At 65.8% G+C, this 16,546-nt stretch carries 14 protein-coding genes; 8 read left to right on the top strand and 6 right to left on the bottom strand.

All coding sequences use genetic code 11. From position 1 onward, the window contains the following. Positions 1–25: 25 nt before the first annotated feature. The 4 genes from glmM to HV798_RS23155 form a co-directional block, all read right to left on the bottom strand. Entirely contained in the window at positions 26–1,369 is a 1,344-nt protein-coding gene (gene glmM, locus HV798_RS23170; RefSeq protein WP_175194404.1) for a phosphoglucosamine mutase, read from the bottom strand. Continuing rightward, positions 1,366–2,211 (bottom strand): dihydropteroate synthase, encoded by an 846-nt coding sequence (folP, locus tag HV798_RS23165; protein ID WP_175194402.1) that lies wholly within the window; start codon positions 2,209–2,211, stop codon positions 1,366–1,368. The genes glmM and folP overlap by 4 nt, the downstream gene beginning before the upstream one ends. Positions 2,212–2,229: 18 nt before the next feature. Continuing rightward, entirely contained in the window at positions 2,230–4,128 is a 1,899-nt protein-coding gene (gene ftsH, locus HV798_RS23160) for an ATP-dependent zinc metalloprotease FtsH (protein ID WP_175216579.1), read from the bottom strand. Positions 4,129–4,356: 228 nt separating this feature from the next. Then, the gene (locus HV798_RS23155; RefSeq protein WP_025139564.1) at positions 4,357–4,989 is read right to left on the bottom strand and encodes an RlmE family RNA methyltransferase; all 633 of its coding nucleotides are present in this window, start codon (positions 4,987–4,989) and stop codon (positions 4,357–4,359) included. Positions 4,990–5,007: 18 nt separating this feature from the next. On the opposite strand from HV798_RS23155, the gene HV798_RS23150 reads away from it, so the two are divergent. Further along, complete coding sequence (locus HV798_RS23150; RefSeq protein ID WP_175194398.1) at positions 5,008–5,619, top strand: YhbY family RNA-binding protein; 612 nt, start codon at positions 5,008–5,010, stop codon at positions 5,617–5,619. Positions 5,620–5,750: 131 nt separating this feature from the next. Here HV798_RS23150 and greA read toward each other — a convergent pair whose 3' ends face one another. After that, positions 5,751–6,227, bottom strand: a complete 477-nt coding sequence (greA, locus tag HV798_RS23145; RefSeq protein ID WP_025139566.1) for a transcription elongation factor GreA — start codon at positions 6,225–6,227, stop codon at positions 5,751–5,753. 677 nt (positions 6,228–6,904) lie between these two features. Here greA and HV798_RS23140 point away from each other — a divergent pair. Then, on the top strand, positions 6,905–8,524 hold the full coding sequence (locus HV798_RS23140) for a methyl-accepting chemotaxis protein (protein ID WP_175194396.1): 1,620 nt from the start codon (positions 6,905–6,907) through the stop codon (positions 8,522–8,524). 99 nt (positions 8,525–8,623) lie between these two features. Here the strand turns inward: HV798_RS23140 and HV798_RS23135 are convergent, their stop codons facing one another. Then, positions 8,624–9,940, bottom strand: a complete 1,317-nt coding sequence (locus tag HV798_RS23135) for a solute carrier family 23 protein (RefSeq protein ID WP_025139568.1) — start codon at positions 9,938–9,940, stop codon at positions 8,624–8,626. A 131-nt stretch (positions 9,941–10,071) separates the two neighbouring features. Here HV798_RS23135 and HV798_RS23130 point away from each other — a divergent pair, with 131 nt between their 5' ends. The 6 genes from HV798_RS23130 (at position 10,072) to HV798_RS23105 (ending at position 16,514) form a co-directional block, all read left to right on the top strand. Continuing rightward, complete coding sequence (locus HV798_RS23130; RefSeq protein ID WP_175194394.1) at positions 10,072–10,500, top strand: hypothetical protein; 429 nt, start codon at positions 10,072–10,074, stop codon at positions 10,498–10,500. 155 nt (positions 10,501–10,655) lie between these two features. Next, positions 10,656–11,981 (top strand): ABC transporter substrate-binding protein, encoded by a 1,326-nt coding sequence (locus tag HV798_RS23125; RefSeq protein ID WP_175194392.1) that lies wholly within the window; start codon positions 10,656–10,658, stop codon positions 11,979–11,981. Positions 11,982–12,088: 107 nt separating this feature from the next. Beyond that, the gene (locus tag HV798_RS23120) at positions 12,089–13,795 is read left to right on the top strand and encodes an ABC transporter permease (protein WP_175194391.1); all 1,707 of its coding nucleotides are present in this window, start codon (positions 12,089–12,091) and stop codon (positions 13,793–13,795) included. Between the two features lie 16 nt (positions 13,796–13,811). Further along, complete coding sequence (locus HV798_RS23115; RefSeq protein ID WP_175194389.1) at positions 13,812–14,897, top strand: ABC transporter ATP-binding protein; 1,086 nt, start codon at positions 13,812–13,814, stop codon at positions 14,895–14,897. 24 nt (positions 14,898–14,921) lie between these two features. Next, a complete protein-coding gene (locus HV798_RS23110; RefSeq protein WP_175194387.1) occupies positions 14,922–15,830 on the top strand; it encodes a LysR family transcriptional regulator in 909 nt (302 codons plus the stop codon). Between the two features lie 39 nt (positions 15,831–15,869). Further along, positions 15,870–16,514, top strand: coding sequence for a histidine phosphatase family protein (locus tag HV798_RS23105; protein ID WP_175194385.1), 645 nt, complete (start codon positions 15,870–15,872; stop codon positions 16,512–16,514). Positions 16,515–16,546 lie beyond the last annotated feature (32 nt).

Genomic DNA, 16,546 nt, shown 5'->3' with positions numbered 1-16,546 from the left:
ATGTTCGATCCACGCAAAAAAAAGCTTATCCCAGGCTGGCCGCCAGCTTTTCAGCAGACGTCACGGCCAGGACCTCGTCCTCGGCTTCGACCATCAGGCGCAGCTTGGGTTCGGTGCCCGAGGCGCGGATGAGGATGCGGCCGCGGCCCGCCAATTCGGCCTCGACGGCCTTGCGCGCCGCGCTCAGGCCCGGATGCGTCTTCCAGTCCTGGCCCGGGGTGATCGGCACGTTGATCATCTTCTGCGGGTACATGCGCAGGTCTTTCACCCAATCGGCCATCGACACCTGGTTGCGGCGCAGCGCGGTCAGCACCTGCAAGGCCGCCACGATGCCGTCGCCGGTGGAGTGGCAATCCAGGCACAACAGGTGGCCGGAGCTTTCGCCGCCATACAGCCAGCCGCGCGCCTGCATCTGTTCCAGCACGTAGCGGTCGCCCACATTGGCGCGCTCGAAGCCCACGCCCAGGCGGTTCAGCTCACGCTCGAAACCGAAGTTGGTCATCAGCGTGCCGACCACGCCGTCGACCTTGCCGCGCTGCATGCGCTCGCGCAGGATGGCATAGAGCAATTCATCGCCGTTGTAGATGCGGCCTTCGCCATCCACCATCTGCAGCCGGTCGGCATCGCCGTCCAGCGCGATGCCGACCTGGGCGCCGCGCGTCTTCACTTCCTTGGCCAGCAACTCGGGATGCAGCGCGCCAACGCCCTTGTTGATGTTGAAGCCATCCGGATGCACGCCGATGGCATGCACCTCGGCGCCCAGCTCTCGAAAGACGTGCGGCGCGATGTTGTAGGCGGCGCCATGGGCGGCATCCACCACGATCGTCATGCCGTTCAGGTCGAGGTCGTTGGGGAACGTGCTCTTGCAGAATTCGATATAGCGGCCCTGGGCGTCCGACATGCGGCGGGCGCGCCCCAGCCCTTCGGAGCTGACGCAGCCCAGCGGCTCGTCCAGCGCGACCTCGATCGCGGCTTCGATCTCGTCGGGCAGTTTCATGCCCTGCGCCGAGAAGAATTTGATGCCGTTGTCCTGGTAGGGATTGTGCGAAGCGCTGATCACGATGCCCGCGACCAGGCGCAATGCGCGCGTCAGGTAGGCCACGGCCGGGGTCGGGATCGGGCCCGCCAACAGCACGTCGATGCCGGCCGCCGACAGACCGGCTTCCAGGGCCGATTCCAGCATGTAGCCGGAAATGCGGGTGTCTTTGCCGATCACGACCTGCGGGCGGCTGCCGCCGCGCCCCGCGTGTTCGCGCGCCAGCACACGGCCGGCGGCGTAACCCAGGCGCAACGCGAATTCCGCGTTGATCACCGGTCCGCCGACTTCGCCGCGAACCCCATCGGTACCAAAATACTTGCGTCGGATCATGAAGTGATAGCTCCTTGTTCAGCCGCCTGCCATACCTTGAGCGCGTCGACCGTGGCCGCCACATCGTGCACTCGCACGATGGACGCGCCACGGGCCACACAGGCCAGGGCAGCGGCAATGCTGCCGGGCAGCCTGTCGCCGACCGGCCGGCCAGTGGCCTGGCCGATCATGGTCTTGCGCGACAAGCCGATCAGCAATGGATAACCGCCGCTGCGCAAGCTGGACAGCCGGCGCAGCAGTTGAAAGTTCTGGTCGGCGGTCTTGCCGAACCCGAAGCCCGGGTCCAGCACGATGCGACGGGGGTCGACCCAGGCGGCGCGCAGTTTCTGGGCGCGCGCTCCCAGGAAGAGCCCGATCTCGCCGATCAGGTCTGAATATTCGGGCGGCGTTGCCTGCATGGTGCGAGGCTCGCCTTTCATGTGCATGACGCACAGGCCGCAGCGCGATTGCGCTACCGCCTCGATGGCGCCAGGCTGCCGAAAACCGTAGATGTCGTTGATCATGTCGGCGCCGGCATCCAGCGTGGCGCGCATGACCTCGGGCTTGAAGGTGTCGATGGACAAGGGCACGCCGCAGTCGCGCAACGCCTCGATCACCGGCAGCAAGCGGTCCAGTTCGTCGGCCACCGAAACCGGGTCGGCGCCGGGGCGCGTGGACTCGCCGCCCAGATCGAGGATCTGGGCGCCTTCGTCGATGAGCTGGCGCGCGTGGGCGACGGCGGAATCGGTATCGTCATGCTGGCCGCCGTCGGAAAACGAGTCCGGCGTGACATTGACGATACCCATGACAAGCGGGCGCTCGAGATCAAACTCGAAGCGCCCGCAAAGAAAGTTATTTGCCATAACTCAGGACGGAAGACCTCAGACTGCAGCCGCCGTATTGCCGCCTGCTGCCAGGCCGCTCGGGGGCGTGTCGGGCGTATCCGACGGGCCCTGCGGCGTCTTCGGGGGACGCGGGGGGCGGCCCTCGATGATGTCGTTGATCTGGTCGGCGTCGATGGTTTCCCATTCGAGCAGCGCGGCAGTCATGACTTCGACCTTGTCGCGGTTTTCTTCCAGGATCTTGCGCGCCACGCCGTATTGCTCGTCGATGATGCGGCGGATCTCGGAATCCACCTTCTGCATGGTGGCTTCGGACATGTGCGTGGTCTTGGTGACGCTGCGGCCCAGGAAGACTTCGCCTTCGTTCTCGGCGTAGACCATGGGGCCCAGTTCGTCGGTCATGCCGTAGCGCGTGACGATGTCGCGGGCGATGGCCGTGGCACGTTCGAAGTCATTCGAGGCGCCGGTGGTCATCTGGTCCATGAAGAGTTCTTCGGCGATACGGCCGCCGAACAGCACGGCGATGGTCGAGAGCAGACGGCTCTTGTCCATGCTGTAGCGGTCGGTTTCCGGCAACTGCATGGTCACGCCCAGCGCACGGCCGCGCGGGATGATGGTGACCTTGTGGACCGGGTCGGTCTTGGGCAGCAGGCGGGCAACGATCGCATGGCCGGACTCGTGGTACGCGGTGTTCTTGCGTTCCTCTTCGGGCATGACGATCGAGCGGCGCTCGGCGCCCATGATGATCTTGTCCTTGGCCTTTTCGAAGTCGGACATATCCACCGTGCGGCCATTGCGGCGAGCGGCGAACAGCGCGGCTTCGTTGACCAGGTTGGCCAGGTCGGCGCCCGAGAAGCCAGGGCAACCGCGCGCCAGGATGGTCGCGTCGACGTTGGGCGACAGCGGCACCTTGCGCATGTGGACCTTCAGGATCTGCTCGCGGCCACGGATATCGGGCAGCGGCACCACGACCTGACGGTCAAAGCGGCCCGGACGCAGCAGCGCCGGGTCGAGCACGTCGGGACGGTTGGTGGCAGCGATCACGATGACGCCCTGGCCGGATTCGAAGCCGTCCATTTCCACCAGCATCTGGTTCAGGGTCTGTTCGCGTTCGTCGTTGCCGCCACCCAGGCCGGCGCCGCGCTGGCGACCCACCGCATCGATTTCGTCGATGAAGATGATGCAAGGCGCGTGCTTCTTGGCGTTTTCGAACATGTCGCGCACGCGGGCCGCGCCCACGCCGACGAACATTTCAACGAAGTCCGAACCCGAAATGCTGAAGAACGGCACCTTGGCTTCGCCGGCGATGGCCTTGGCCAGCAGCGTTTTACCGGTACCGGGCGAGCCGACCATCAGCACGCCGCGCGGAATACGACCGCCCAGCTTCTGGAACTTGCTGGGGTCGCGCAGGAAGTCGACCAGTTCCTGGACGTCTTCCTTGGCTTCATCGCAGCCCGCCACATCGGCGAAGGTGATCTGGTTGGTGTTTTCGTCGAGCATGCGGGCGCGCGACTTGCCGAAGCTGAACGCACCGCCCCTGCCGCCGCCCTGCATCTGGCGCATGAAGAACACCCACACGCCGATCAGCAGCAGCATGGGGAACCAGGACACGAAGATGCTCATCAGCAGCGATTGCTCTTCGCGCGGCTTGCCCGAGACCTGCACGCCGTACTTGAGCAGATCGGAGACCATCCAGAGGTCGCCCGGCGAGGTCAGGGTGTAGGCACGGCCCGCGTCCGGGGTGACGTACAGCACGTCGCCGCCAGGGCCGCCTTGCACGTCCACCTTGCGGATACGTCCCGCCTTGGCGTCGTCCATGAACTGCGTGTAGGTCACGCCGTCCTGGGTCTGCGCGCGTCCGTCGAACTGCTTGAAGACCGTGAATAGCACCAGGGCTATCACCATCCAGACGGCGACTTTCGAAAATGAATTATTCAAGGTCGATCTCCTGCTTTCGATTCCGACCGGCGACCGCGCACCCGCATATGGCACAGTCACAAGTATGTCAATAGCCCATTCTACCCTGTTGGACCGGGTTGCGTCCTGGGAACAGCCGGGGCCTCTAAATTACGTCTGATTCGTGATTTTGCTGGTCGTTGTCTCGGCAGGCCGGCCGTGGCCGACCGGGGGGTTTCTTCTGACCGGGACGCGAGGCCCCGGCATGGGTTATTTCAGATCGCGGGCCACCAGAAAGGTTTCGGAGGACTTGTCCCGCGACGCCTTCGGCTTGCGCTCGACCACCCGCTTGAAGTGCTGCTTGAAGCTTTGCACGATCTGCGAGAAGCCAGTTCCGTGGAAAGCCTTGACGATCAGCGCCCCGTTGGGCTTGAGATGGGCGAGCGAAAATTCCATCGCCAACTCGCACACATGCTGGATGCGCGCGGCGTCGGCGATACCCACGCCTGACAAGTTGGGGGCCATGTCGGAAATTACAAGGTCTACCGCGCGCGATCCGACCATGTCTTCCAACTGTTTCAAAATGTCATCTTCGCGGAAGTCGCCCTGGATGAATTCGACGCCCGCCACGGGCTCCATGGGCAGCATGTCGAGCGCGATGATGCGTCCGTCCACGACGCCGCCGGGCCCGGCCAGGCGCTCGCGCGCCACCTGGGACCAGCTGCCCGGGGCCGAGCCCAGGTCGATGACCAGGTCGCCCCGGCGCATCAGTTTCTCGGTGTCGAGGATCTCGATCAGTTTGAAGGCGGCGCGGGCCCGGTAGCCCTTCTGTTGCGCCATCTTCACATAGGGATCGTTGATGTGCTGGTGAATCCAGTCTTTAGAGAATTTATTCTTGGCCATTACCGTACAATTCCACGCATGCCTATATTAGAACTTACCTCTCGTGAGCGCAGCGACCTTCGGTCCGCCGCTCACCCTTTGCGCCCCGTCGTCCTGATTGGCGACAATGGCCTGACTGAAGCCGTGCTCAAGGAAATCGATCTGGCACTCGCTTCCCACGGCCTGATCAAGGTCCGCGCCGGCGGCGACGACCGCGAGGCTCGCGATGCCATGCTGTCGACCATCTGCGACACGCTGTCCTGCGCCCCCGTGCACCACCTGGGCAAGACCCTGATTCTTTTCCGCCCGCTGGCCGGCAATATCAAGCCCGCCGCGCTGGCCGCCATGGAACCGGAACGCCCTGCCTCGACCAAGCGCCGCGCTTCCGAGCCGCATACGCCCAAGAAGCTGGCCGCCGAAGGCAAGACCTTGGCCAAGCGTCCGCGCCGTTCCGAAACCGAAGAGCCCAAGCAGGCCAAGACCCGCTTCGTGCCCCAGGACCAGCTGAACAAGAACGGCAAGCCGATGCGTCCCAGCAACAAGAAGACGGCCTCGAGCGGTCACGGCATTCCGCGCCGCGCCGGCAGCGCGCTCAGCCTGCGGGCCGGGGCTCGCAGCGGCACCAGCCGCAAGTCGTCGCCCAAAAGATAGAACCCGGGCACAAAAACGGGCGCTTTACGCGCCCGGTCCACCATAGCGTTCCGCCTTGTTGCCGCGGAAATCCTGACGAACGCTACGTTCTGGCTATGGTGTTTTGCTGATGTTACCGCTATTGGCAGGCGTCAGATGTAACGCACGCCCAGGACTTCATATTCGCGAACGCCAGCCGGGGCCTTGACCTCGACCACATCGCCTTCGCTCTTGCCGATCAGTGCGCGGGCCACGGGGCTCGACACGGAGATCAGGTTCGACTTGATGTCGGCTTCGACGTCGCCGACGATCTGGTACGTCACACGGTCGCCCGAATCCAGGTCTTCGATGTCGACGGTAGCGCCAAACACGGCGCGGCCTTCGGCCTCGAGGGAGGACGGGTCGATCAGGTGGGCATTGGAAAGCGTGCCTTCAAGTTCGGCAATCCGGCCCTCGATAAAACCTTGGCGCTCGCGAGCCGCATCGTATTCGGCATTTTCCGACAGATCGCCCTGCGCGCGCGCTTCAGCGATAGCGTTGATGACGGCGGGACGTTCCACGGTTTTCAGCCGCTGGAGCTCTTCTTGCAAGCGCTCGGCCCCGCGCACGGTCAAAGGAATGGCAGACATTGTCGTTTCCCAAACAAAAGTAGAAAACGCCCCCGACGGAGCGTTCTCGGTGTGAAGGTCTTGGACCTGACGCAGTAGGCGTCCGGTCGGCTCGCCAGGCGGATGCGGCAAGCTGCGACCAAAACAAAACCCCGGCTCGGGTCGGAACCGGGGCAATCAAGGCCATATTGTGGTCAAAGTCCACGGGAATTGCAAGCCACCGGAGAAACCGTCGTTTTCGGCGCATTTCGCCGCTGTAACCCGCTAAAACCCGTCGTTTCTCAAAACGGTCTTGTTTTCGACCCGTCCCCGACAAGCCGCCCCCTGCCCCGCCGGAACATCGCCGCGTCCCGCCGTTGCATAAAAGATACTCACCGATAACCCGGATATCGGGACGCCCCCGGGTTTCTGTAAAAACGCCCTGTTGTATTCAATAAAAAAGGTATAACCGACAAATCGGCCCATTAATAACAATTAAATACAAGTCGGAATCAACCGGCGATTTTCCTTATTCAGACCCGAGGGGCGCTGCGGCCAAAAAACATAATGCGGCCGCCGCGTGTATCGATCGATTGTGCGTGTTGCAGATTGGGCGGACGCATCGCAGTCATCCGGCTCGACGTTTGCCCCTCTACCGCAGCGCCCATGGGCTTGGGGCCCGCGCCGGCGGTGGAGCGCGTTCAAGAACGGGAGCTCTCATGCTGGAAAAACTGAAAGTCCGTACGGGAATGATGCTGGTGCTGGCCTGCTTCGTCGTGACCCTGGCGCTGGCTTGCGGCCTGAGCTGGATGAATGCCGAAAGCAGCGTGCGGGAAATCGAGGACCTGAATAATGTGGCCGTGCACCAGGTCGACCCGTTGTACGAGGCCAATGGCGCCCTGCTGCGGACCCGCCTGGCGCTGGGCGCCGGGATTGCCGACCTGCAGGCGGGTGCCAACGACCAGGCCGCAGCGGCCGAAGCGACCGCCGCCGAACAGCTGCAGCTGGCACGCGAGCGCTTCACCCGCTACATGGCAGTACCCAAGAGCGAACGCGGCCAGGAACTGGCCCTGGTGCTGCAAGGCCGCTTCAACACCTACGCGGCGGCGCTGCAGGAGCTGGATTCGGCGCTGAAGGAACGTTCGGTCGCCCGCTACCAGCAAGGCGAAAGCGCCGTGCGGCAGTCGGACACGGATTTCGCCAAGGACATGCAGGTTTTCCTGGCGCGGGTGCAGGAACGCAGCGACGGGGTGCTGGACCGCTCGCAGAACACGTATACGACGGCCAGGGTGTCGTCCATCGTGCTGCTGTCGGTGGCCGTGCTGCTGGCCGTGCTGTGCTGGGCCTTCATCCGCCGCGGCGTGCTGCTGCCGTTGCAGGACGCGGGCCGCCACTTCGACCGCATTGCCGCGGGCGACCTGACCCAGCGCGTGGACGCCCGCTCGAACAACGAGATCGGACTGCTGTTTTCGGCGGTCAGGCGGATGCAGGACGGGCTGACCCGAACGGTGACGACGGTGCGCCAGGGCGTCGAGGAAATCAACGTCGGCGCGGCCGAGATTGCCGCGGGCAACGCCAACCTGTCCAGCCGCACCGAAGAGCAGGCGGCGGCGCTGGAGGAAACGGCGGCCACCATGGAACAGCTGGCCGCCACGGTCAAGCAGAACGCCGAGAACGCCGCCCAGGCCAACCAATTGGCCGCGGTGAGCATGGAAGTGGCGCAACGCGGCGGTCATAGCGTGGGCCAGGTGGTGGCCACGATGCAGGGCATTTCCGACAGCTCGCGCCGCATCGCCGACATCGTTTCGGTGATCGACGGCATCGCCTTCCAGACCAACATCCTGGCGCTCAACGCCGCCGTGGAAGCGGCGCGGGCGGGCGAACAGGGCAAGGGCTTCGCGGTGGTGGCTGGCGAAGTGCGCACGCTGGCCCAGCGCGCGGCGCAGGCGGCCAAGGAGATCAAGGCCTTGATCGAGACCTCGGTCGACACGGTCGCGGCAGGATCGGCGCAGGTGTCGGCCGCCGGCCAGACGATGGAGGAAATCGTGACCTCGGTGCAGCGGGTGGCCGACATCATGGGCGAGATCTCGGCAGCGTCGGCCGAGCAGGCCGGCGGCATCGACCAAGTCACCCTGGCGGTGTCGCAGATGGACGAGGTGACGCAGCAGAACGCCGCGCTGGTGGAAGAGGCCTCGGCGGCGGCGTCGGCGATGGAAGACCAGGCGCGGCGCCTGTCGGAGGCCACCGCGGTGTTCAAGACCCAGTCGGGCCAGGTGATCGAGGCGGCGCCGGTACGGGTGACGGGCCGGGCGCCGGCCTCGCGGCTATCGCGGCCGTGACACAGCGTGGGCCTGGGCGGGCGCTATGCCGGCCCGGGCCTGCCAGCAGCCCCCCCTGGCCCGTGCCGGCTACCCGTCGCCGGGTCCGGGCCTGCCGCCCTACCCCTGTTTCTTGCGGCGCAGCAACGCGTACAGGATGATCGCGCCGAAGGTGGCGGTACCGATGCCGCCCAGCGTGAAGTTGCCCAGCTTGACGGTGAAGTCGCCCGCACCCAGCACCAGCGTGACGGCGGCCACGATCAGGTTGCGGTTGTCGCTGAAGTCGACCTGATTCACGACCCAGATACGAGCCCCGGCGATGGCGATCAGGCCGAACACCACGACGGACATGCCGCCCAGCACGGGAGCCGGGATGGTCTGGATCAAGGCGCCGAACTTGGGCGAGAAGCCCAGCACGATGGCGATCAGGGCCGCGATGACGAACACCAGCGTCGAATAGATGCGAGTGACCGCCATTACGCCGATGTTCTCGGCGTAGGTGGTGACGCCGGTGCCGCCCACCGCACCCGACACCATGGTGGCCACGCCGTCGCCGACGAAGGCGCGGCCCAGGTAGCGATCCAGGTCCTGGCCGGTCATGGCGCTGACCGCCTTGACGTGGCCCAGGTTCTCGGCGACCAGGATGATGGCGACCGGCACGATCAGGCCCATCGCCTCGGCCTTGAAGACCGGTGCCGCGAAATGCGGCAGCCCGAACCAGGCCGCGGCGTACACGGCGGAAAAGTCGATGGGCTTGCCCAGGTTCAGGCCATTGGCGCAGATGGCGTACACCACGCAGGCCAGGATCAGGCCGACCAGGATCAGCAGGCGCTGCACCATGCCCTTGGTGTAGACGGCGATGCCGCCCACGCACACGATGGTGACAATCGCCATGACGCTGTCAAAGCCCGAGGCGCCCATGGCGCCCTTGGCGGCGATGGGTGCCAGGTTCAGGCCGATCACCGCGACCACCGCGCCGGTCACGACCGGCGGCATCAAGGTATCGATCCAGTTGGCGCCGCCGCCCGCGCGGGCGTTGACGATCCAGACGATGACGCCGATCAGCGTGTAGGCCAGGCCGCAGGCGATGATGGCGCCCAGCGCCACGCCGATATTGGCATTGGCGCCGCCGCCAGCGTAGCCGGTCACGGCGATCACGCCGCCGATGAAGGCGAAGCTGGACCCCAGGTAGCTGGGCACCCGGCCGCCGACGAACAGGAAGAAGATCAGGGTGCCGATGCCCGACATCAGGATGGCGACGTTGGGATCGAAGCCCATGAGCAGCGGCGCCAGCACGGTGGAGCCGAACATCGCCACCACGTGCTGCGCCCCCATGGCCACGTTCTTGGGCCAGGAGAGCCGTTCATCGGGCGCGATGATGACACCGGGCTCGGCGTCGTCGGCCAGGCGCCAGCGCGGAAAATAGGAATTGGACATGGATTCCCCGGGGGTGATTGGTGTGAGCGGGCGCCAGTGTAAAGGGGGGCGGGAACGGGCGGCAACTTAAGTTCCCGGTCAGAATGCCGTATTAGTGGAAACCCCAGTCATTCTTCCTCCTGGAGATCCTCATGGCCATCAATTCCATCGGCGGCACCTCGCGCATCGGCAGCATCGCCGACCTGTGGGCGCAGAAGATTCAGGCCAACAAGGAAGCCAAGGATGCCAAGGATGACAGCCAGGGCGTCACCGTGACGCCCGACGGCAAAGTCCGGGTATCGAATGCCGGCGCCATGAAAGTGGGTCAGTCCAAGGAGACAGAGTCCTCCGACAACGACGACACCTACACGCGCCAGATCAAGGAGCTGCAACGCCAGCTCAAGCGGATCATGGAACAGATCGAGCGCGTGCGCGCCAGCAACGCCTCCGCCGAACAGAAGGCGACCCAGCTGCAGGCGCTGAACTCCCAGGCCATGCAGATCATGGGCCAGATCCAGAAAGTCATGGAACTGCAGGCCAAGGCGGCACAGACCGCAGCCCGCGCAGCTACGCGCGCGTAAGCGCCTGCGGGCGTGCCCCCCGCCCCTTTTGCCTGCCCCGGCATTGCGGTACGCGACGCCGCGGCTGATGACGCGCATCAAAATTTCTGATTGGACGCGTGGCGGGCGCAGCCTTTAAGGTCTCCGGACAAATCAAAAAACCACGGAGACAAACCATGCATGCAATGCGCACAGCCCTTGCAGGGGCGCTGCTGGCCGCCTGCGCGGCGCCGGCCCTGGCGGGCACCGTCACGGTCATCACCTCGTTCCCGAAAGACCTGACCCAGGCCTACAAGACCGCGTTCGAGAAAGCCAACCCGGGCATCACGCTGGAAATCCTGAACAAGAACACCGTGTCCGGCATCGCCTACGTGCGCGAAACGCCGGCCGGCCAACGCCCCGAGGTGTTCTGGGCCAGCGCCCCCGACGCGTTCGAGGTGCTGGGCCGCGACAAGCTGCTGGCCAAGTCATCGGACGTAGCCAACAAGGACGTGCCGGACAAGATCGGCAACTACCCCATCAACGACCCGGGCGGCATGTACCTGGGGCAGGCGCTGGCCGGCTACGGCATCGTCTACAACACGCGCTACATCAAGGCCCACAACATTCCCGCGCCGGTCGAATGGAAGGACCTCTTGGCGCCGCAGTGGTTCGGCCACGTCGGCATCACGTCGCCGTCGCGCTCGGGCACCATGCACCTGACCGTGGAAACCATCCTGCAAGGTGAAGGCTGGGACGACGGCTGGAACACCCTGCTGCGCATGTCGGGCAACAGCAGCGCGGTCACCGAGCGTTCGTTCGGCGTGCCGGACGGCGTCAACAATGGCCAGTTCGGCGCGGGCCCGGTCATCGACTTCTTCGGCCTGTCGAGCAAGTATTCGAAGTTCCCCGTGGAATTCGTCTACCCATCGGAAACGGCCATCGTGCCGGCCAACATCGCGCTGATCGATGGCGCCAAGAACACCGAGGAAGGCAAGAAGTTCATCGCCTTCACGCTGAGCCAGGCTGGCCAGGAACTGCTGCTGGAACCCAAGATCTCGCGCCTGCCCGTGCTGCCGTATTCGGCGCTGGCCGGCAAGGTGCCGCAAGGCTATCCGGACCCGGCCGAGATCGCGCGACGCAGCAAGGTCCAGTTCAACGCCGACCTGTCGCAGACGCGCTACTACGTGGTGCAGTCGCTGTATGACCAGACCGTCACGTTCCGACTGAAGGAATTGCAGGCGGCCACCAAGGCGATCTACGACGCCGAGGCCAAGCTGGGCGAGAAGGCCAAGAGCGGCAAGCCGGCCGAACTGTTGGCACAGGCGCGCAAGCTGGCGTGGGCCCCGCTTGTCGATGGCAACAAAGCCGCCGACCCCGCCTTCCTGAAGATCTTCAGCGGCAACAAGAAGGACGCGGCGGTCAACCAGCAGATCACACAGTTGGAAGGCGAATGGAACGGCACGGCCAAAAGCAATTATGAGCAGGCCGTGAAGCTGGCGCGGGAAGCGGCAGCGCTGTAACGCAGGACCTGCCGGGCGGGGGGCTCGCCCCGCCTGCGTGACCGCCGGCCCGGCCCTTGCCGCAGGCCGGCGGGCACCGCCTGTCTTCAACCACAACGGGAATCTCGATGAATCTTCCGGGCCATACCCGCCTGCCCGCCGGCCCCGTGCTGGCCGCGCTTCTGGTGCTGGGTTTCCTGGCGCTGTTCCTGGCCGTGCCGGTGGGCACCGTGTTCTACACGGCGTTCGTCAATGCGGACGGCAGCTTCACCACGGGCCATTTCGGCGCCTTCTTCAACCAGCCTCTGATGCGCGAGGCCTTCTTCAACAGCCTCTACGTCGCGGGCTGGTCCGCCCTGCTGGCCTCGCTGATCGCGGTGCCGCTGGCGTATTTCACGGTGCGCTTCGACTTTCGCGGCGCGCTCATCATCCAGACACTGGGCGTGTTGCCGCTGATCATGCCGCCCTTCGTGGGCGCCGTGGCCATGCAGCTGATCTTCGGCCGCTCGGGCAGCGTGAACCTGCTGCTGAACGATTGGTTCGGCTTCACCATCCCGTTCATGGACGGGCTGAACGGCGTGATCTTCGTCGAGGCCCTGCACTACTTCCCGTTCATCCTGATGAACCTGGTGGTGGCGCTGCGCAACATCGACGGCGCCATGGAAGAAGCGGCCTTCAACCTGGGGGCGCGCGGATTCCGGCTGTTTCGCCGCGTGATCTTCCCGCTGGCGCTGCCCGGTTACGTGGCAGGCACGTCGCTGGTGTTCGTGAAGGTGTTCGATGACCTGGGCACGCCCCTGGTGCTGGGCACCACCAACATGCTGGCGCCGCAGGCCTATCTGCGCATCACCCAGGTGGGCCTGGAAGATCCGCTGGGCTATGTGATCAGCGTGATCATGATCGCGTTTTCGATCCTGGCGCTGTGGCTGTCGGCGCGGGTGCTCAAGGGCCGCGACTATTCCACGCTGCAAAAGGGCGGCAATTCGATCCAGAAGCGCAAGCTTCGGCCGCTGGAGAGCACGCTGGCCTATGGCTGGATCGCGCTGGTGCTGCTGCTGGTGCTGTCGCCGCACATGGGGGTGCTGCTGCTGTCGCTGGCCAGCGTCTGGAGCTTCGCGCCGCTGCCCGACGGCTACACGCTGGCGCACTACGCCGCCGTGTTCAGCGAGTCGCAGGGCATGATCGCCAACACGCTGCTGTATTGCGGCCTGGCCGCGGGCGTGGACGTGATCCTGGGCACCGCCATCGCCTACCTGATGCTGCGCACCCGCCTGCCGGCCCGCCAGTGGCTGGATTTCCTGGCCTCCGCCGCGCTGGCGATTCCCGGCATCGTGCTGGCGATCGGCTTGCTGCGCACGTTCCGCGGCGTGGAGATTCCCGGCACCGGCACGCTGCTGACCTCGTCGTGGATCATCATCATGATCGCGTACTCGGTGCGGCGGCTGCCGTATGCGCTGCGCTCCTGCGTGGCCTCGCTGCAGCAGATCAACGTGTCGCTGGAAGAGGCCGCGCAATCCATGGGCGCGACCCGCATGCGCACCATCCGCCGGGTGGTCGTGCCGCTGATGGCCGGCGGCATGCTGGCCGGCTTCGTGACCAGCTTCGTGACGGCGGCAGTCGAGCTGTCGGCCACCATCATGCTGGTCACCAAGGACAGCCAGGCGCCGATGAGCTACGGCATCTATCTGTACATGCAGAGCGCGGCGGGCCGAGGGCCCGGGGCCGCGCTGGGGGTGCTGGCGGTGGTGGCCGTGGCCGTCGGCACGTATGTCTCGCACCTGCTGGTGGAACGCGCCCAGGCGCGCCAGCGTCCGGCGCGCGGCGACGAGGCTTGAACCAAGGGGAAACAACATGAAGAAAGTCAGCGTTGAATGCCGCAATATCCGCCTGTCGTACGGCAAGACGGAAGTGCTCAAGGACGTCAACATCAGCATCGAACCCGGCGAGTTCTTCGCCCTGCTGGGGCCGTCGGGGTCGGGCAAATCGACCCTGCTGCGCCTGATCGCGGGCTTCAACCGCCAGAACGCCGGCCAGTTGCTGGTCGACGGCAAGGACATCAGCGGCATCCCGCCCTGGAATCGCAACATCGGCATGGTGTTCCAGAACTATGCCCTGTGGCCGCACATGACCGTGTGGGACAACGTGGCGTTCGGCCTGGTCGAACGCAAGCTGCCGCGCGACCAGATTCGCGCCAAGGTCGAGGCCGCGCTGGAACTGGTGGGCCTGTCGCAGTACGCCCGCCGCCGGCCCAACCAGCTGTCCGGCGGCCAGCAGCAGCGCGTGGCGCTGGCCCGCACCATCGTGATCGAACCGCAAGTGCTGCTGCTGGACGAGCCCCTGTCGAACCTGGACAAGAAGCTGCGCGTGCAGATGCGCCAGGACCTGCTCAGCCTGCAACGGCGACTGGGTATCACCACCATCTTCGTGACGCACGACCAGGAAGAGGCGATGACCACCGCCGACCGCATGGCCGTGCTGGACCATGGCGTGGTGCAGCAGATCGGCGCGCCCAGCACGTTGTTCGACTATCCGGTGAACCGCTTCGTGGCCAACTTCGTGGGCACCATGAACGTGCTGGAAGGCAATGTGCGCGAGCGCACCAGCGGCAGCGTGGTGCTGGCGGTGGAAGGCGTGGGCGACCTGCATCTGCCGCTGGCGGCCGAAGCCCCCACGGCGCAGCGCCTGGCGGCGAGCTTCCGGCCGCACACGGTGCAGATCGAAATGGCCGACGGGCTGGGCGATGCACGCTACGTGTGGCTGCCGGGCGTGGTGGAAAGCAGCGAGTTCCTGGGCGAATTCACCCGTTACCAGGTGCAGGTGGGCGAACAGCGCCTGACGGCCGACCAGTCGCACCTGGCAGGACTGTCGCCGTTTCCGGTGGGGGCGCCGGTGTCGATCGGGCTGGAGCCGACCCAAGTGCGGCTGCTTGCCGCCTGACGCCGGTTCCCCTACAAAGGCGCCATGGAAATCTATCAGATACGCGCCTTCGTCACGGTGGCCCGGCTGGGCAACCTGACCAAGGCCGCCGAAGCCCTGTCGCTGACCCAGCCCGCCGTCACCGGGCAGATCAAGGCCCTGGAACAAAGCCTGGGCGTTGCCCTGTTCGATCGCAGCGGCGGGCGGCTGGCGCTGGCCAAGGCCGGCGAAATGCTGCTGCCCACGGCAGAATCGCTGCTGGTGCTGGGCGCGCAGTTCAAGTCCGAAGCGCAGCAGTTGCAGGGCAGCCTGCAGGGCGTGGTCGAACTGGGCGTGCCCAGCGAAAAGCCCGACTTCCTGCGGCTGGGGGAACTGGCCTCGGCGATTGCCCAGCGGCTGCCGCTGATCGAACTGAAGACGCAGACCCTGCCCACCGCCACGCTTGCCGAACAGGTCAGCACCGGCCGCTTGCCGGCGGCGCTGACGATTGCCGCGCACCCGCCGCGCGGGGTGCTGTGGCAGCCGCTGCGCAGCGTGCGCTACCGCATCGCGCTGCCCAAGGAACAGGCCGCGGTGCTCAAGCGCGGCGGCTGGCGCGAAGTGGCACAGTTGCCGTGGCTGGACGGCCCGGCCGGCAGCCATACCCACCTGCTGCTGCGCGACATGTTCGAACGCCACGGCCTGTCGCCGCGCGTGGCCATGCAGCACGACGACCAGGCCAACCTGGAAGCGCTGGTGCGGGCGGGCGCCGGCTGCGCGCTGCTGCGCGAGGAAACCGCGCTGGCCGGTGCGGCCTCGAACGACTTCATCGTCTGGGGCCAGGCGCGCGCCGACGCCATGCTGGGCTTCATCCTGCCCTACGAACGCGCTAGCGAGCCCGCGCTGGTCGCGTTAAGCTCGGTCATTCAAGCCATCTGGAAGCCGCGCGCGCCGATCGCGCCCGACCCGCTTTGAGCCGGGCCCGCGCCCTTTCCCCACCGTATCGATATTGCAATGACTGAAATCTGGTTCATCCGCCACGGCGAAACCGACTGGAACCGCGAACGCCGCCTGCAAGGCTGGAAAGACATCCCGCTGAACGAATTCGGCCGCAACCAGGCCAGCCTGCTGGCGGCGCGCCTGCGCGAAGAAGCCCGCCACACGCCGATCCACGCCATCTACAGCAGCGATCTGCAACGCGCCCACGCCACCGCCGTGCCGGTGTCCGAGCAACTGGACCTGCGCGTGCGCGTCGAGCCCGGCATCCGCGAGCGCGGCTTTGGCGTGCTGGAAGGCCTGGATCACGACCGCATCGACGTGCTGGCGCCCGAAGCCGCTGCCGCCTGGAAAAGCCGCGATCCGCTGCGCCCGCTGGACGGCGGCGAAACGCTGGGCCAGTTCCAGTCGCGCGTGATCTCCACCGTGGATGACATTGCCAGCCGCCACGACGGCGAGCGCATCCTGATGTTCACGCACGGCGGTGTGCTGGACATCATCTGGCGCCATGCCAGCGGCGTGCCGCTGAATGCGCCGCGCGACGCCGCGCTGCTCAATGTCAGCATCAACCGGGTCGGCGTAGAGGGCCGCCAATGGCAGGTGCTGGATTGGGGCGACGTGGGCCACGTGGCCGCCGAAGTCGGCGACGACGTCGTGCCGTGATGCCCTGGGGCCTGGCCGCCTCGCGCGGCCTG

The organism is Achromobacter deleyi, assembly GCF_902859705.1.
In the GTDB taxonomy this organism is placed as follows: domain Bacteria; phylum Pseudomonadota; class Gammaproteobacteria; order Burkholderiales; family Burkholderiaceae_B; genus Achromobacter; species Achromobacter deleyi.
This window is presented reverse-complemented; position numbering and strand designations above follow the sequence as displayed.

Bases quoted from the DNA above. Each gene is read 5' to 3' on its own strand.
- HV798_RS23150 (WP_175194398.1), top strand. From the start codon at position 5,008: ATGCCTATATTAGAACTTACCTCTCGTGAGCGCAGCGACCTTCGGTCC.
- folP (WP_175194402.1), bottom strand. From the start codon at position 2,211: ATGGCAAATAACTTTCTTTGCGGGCGCTTCGAGTTTGATCTCGAGCGC.
- HV798_RS23105 (WP_175194385.1), top strand. From the start codon at position 15,870: ATGACTGAAATCTGGTTCATCCGCCACGGCGAAACCGACTGGAACCGC.
- HV798_RS23135 (WP_025139568.1), bottom strand. From the start codon at position 9,940: ATGTCCAATTCCTATTTTCCGCGCTGGCGCCTGGCCGACGACGCCGAG.
- glmM (WP_175194404.1), bottom strand. From the start codon at position 1,369: ATGATCCGACGCAAGTATTTTGGTACCGATGGGGTTCGCGGCGAAGTC.
- HV798_RS23115 (WP_175194389.1), top strand. From the start codon at position 13,812: ATGAAGAAAGTCAGCGTTGAATGCCGCAATATCCGCCTGTCGTACGGC.
- greA (WP_025139566.1), bottom strand. From the start codon at position 6,227: ATGTCTGCCATTCCTTTGACCGTGCGCGGGGCCGAGCGCTTGCAAGAA.
- HV798_RS23140 (WP_175194396.1), top strand. From the start codon at position 6,905: ATGCTGGAAAAACTGAAAGTCCGTACGGGAATGATGCTGGTGCTGGCC.
- HV798_RS23155 (WP_025139564.1), bottom strand. From the start codon at position 4,989: ATGGCCAAGAATAAATTCTCTAAAGACTGGATTCACCAGCACATCAAC.
- HV798_RS23125 (WP_175194392.1), top strand. From the start codon at position 10,656: ATGCATGCAATGCGCACAGCCCTTGCAGGGGCGCTGCTGGCCGCCTGC.
- HV798_RS23120 (WP_175194391.1), top strand. From the start codon at position 12,089: ATGAATCTTCCGGGCCATACCCGCCTGCCCGCCGGCCCCGTGCTGGCC.
- HV798_RS23110 (WP_175194387.1), top strand. From the start codon at position 14,922: ATGGAAATCTATCAGATACGCGCCTTCGTCACGGTGGCCCGGCTGGGC.
- HV798_RS23130 (WP_175194394.1), top strand. From the start codon at position 10,072: ATGGCCATCAATTCCATCGGCGGCACCTCGCGCATCGGCAGCATCGCC.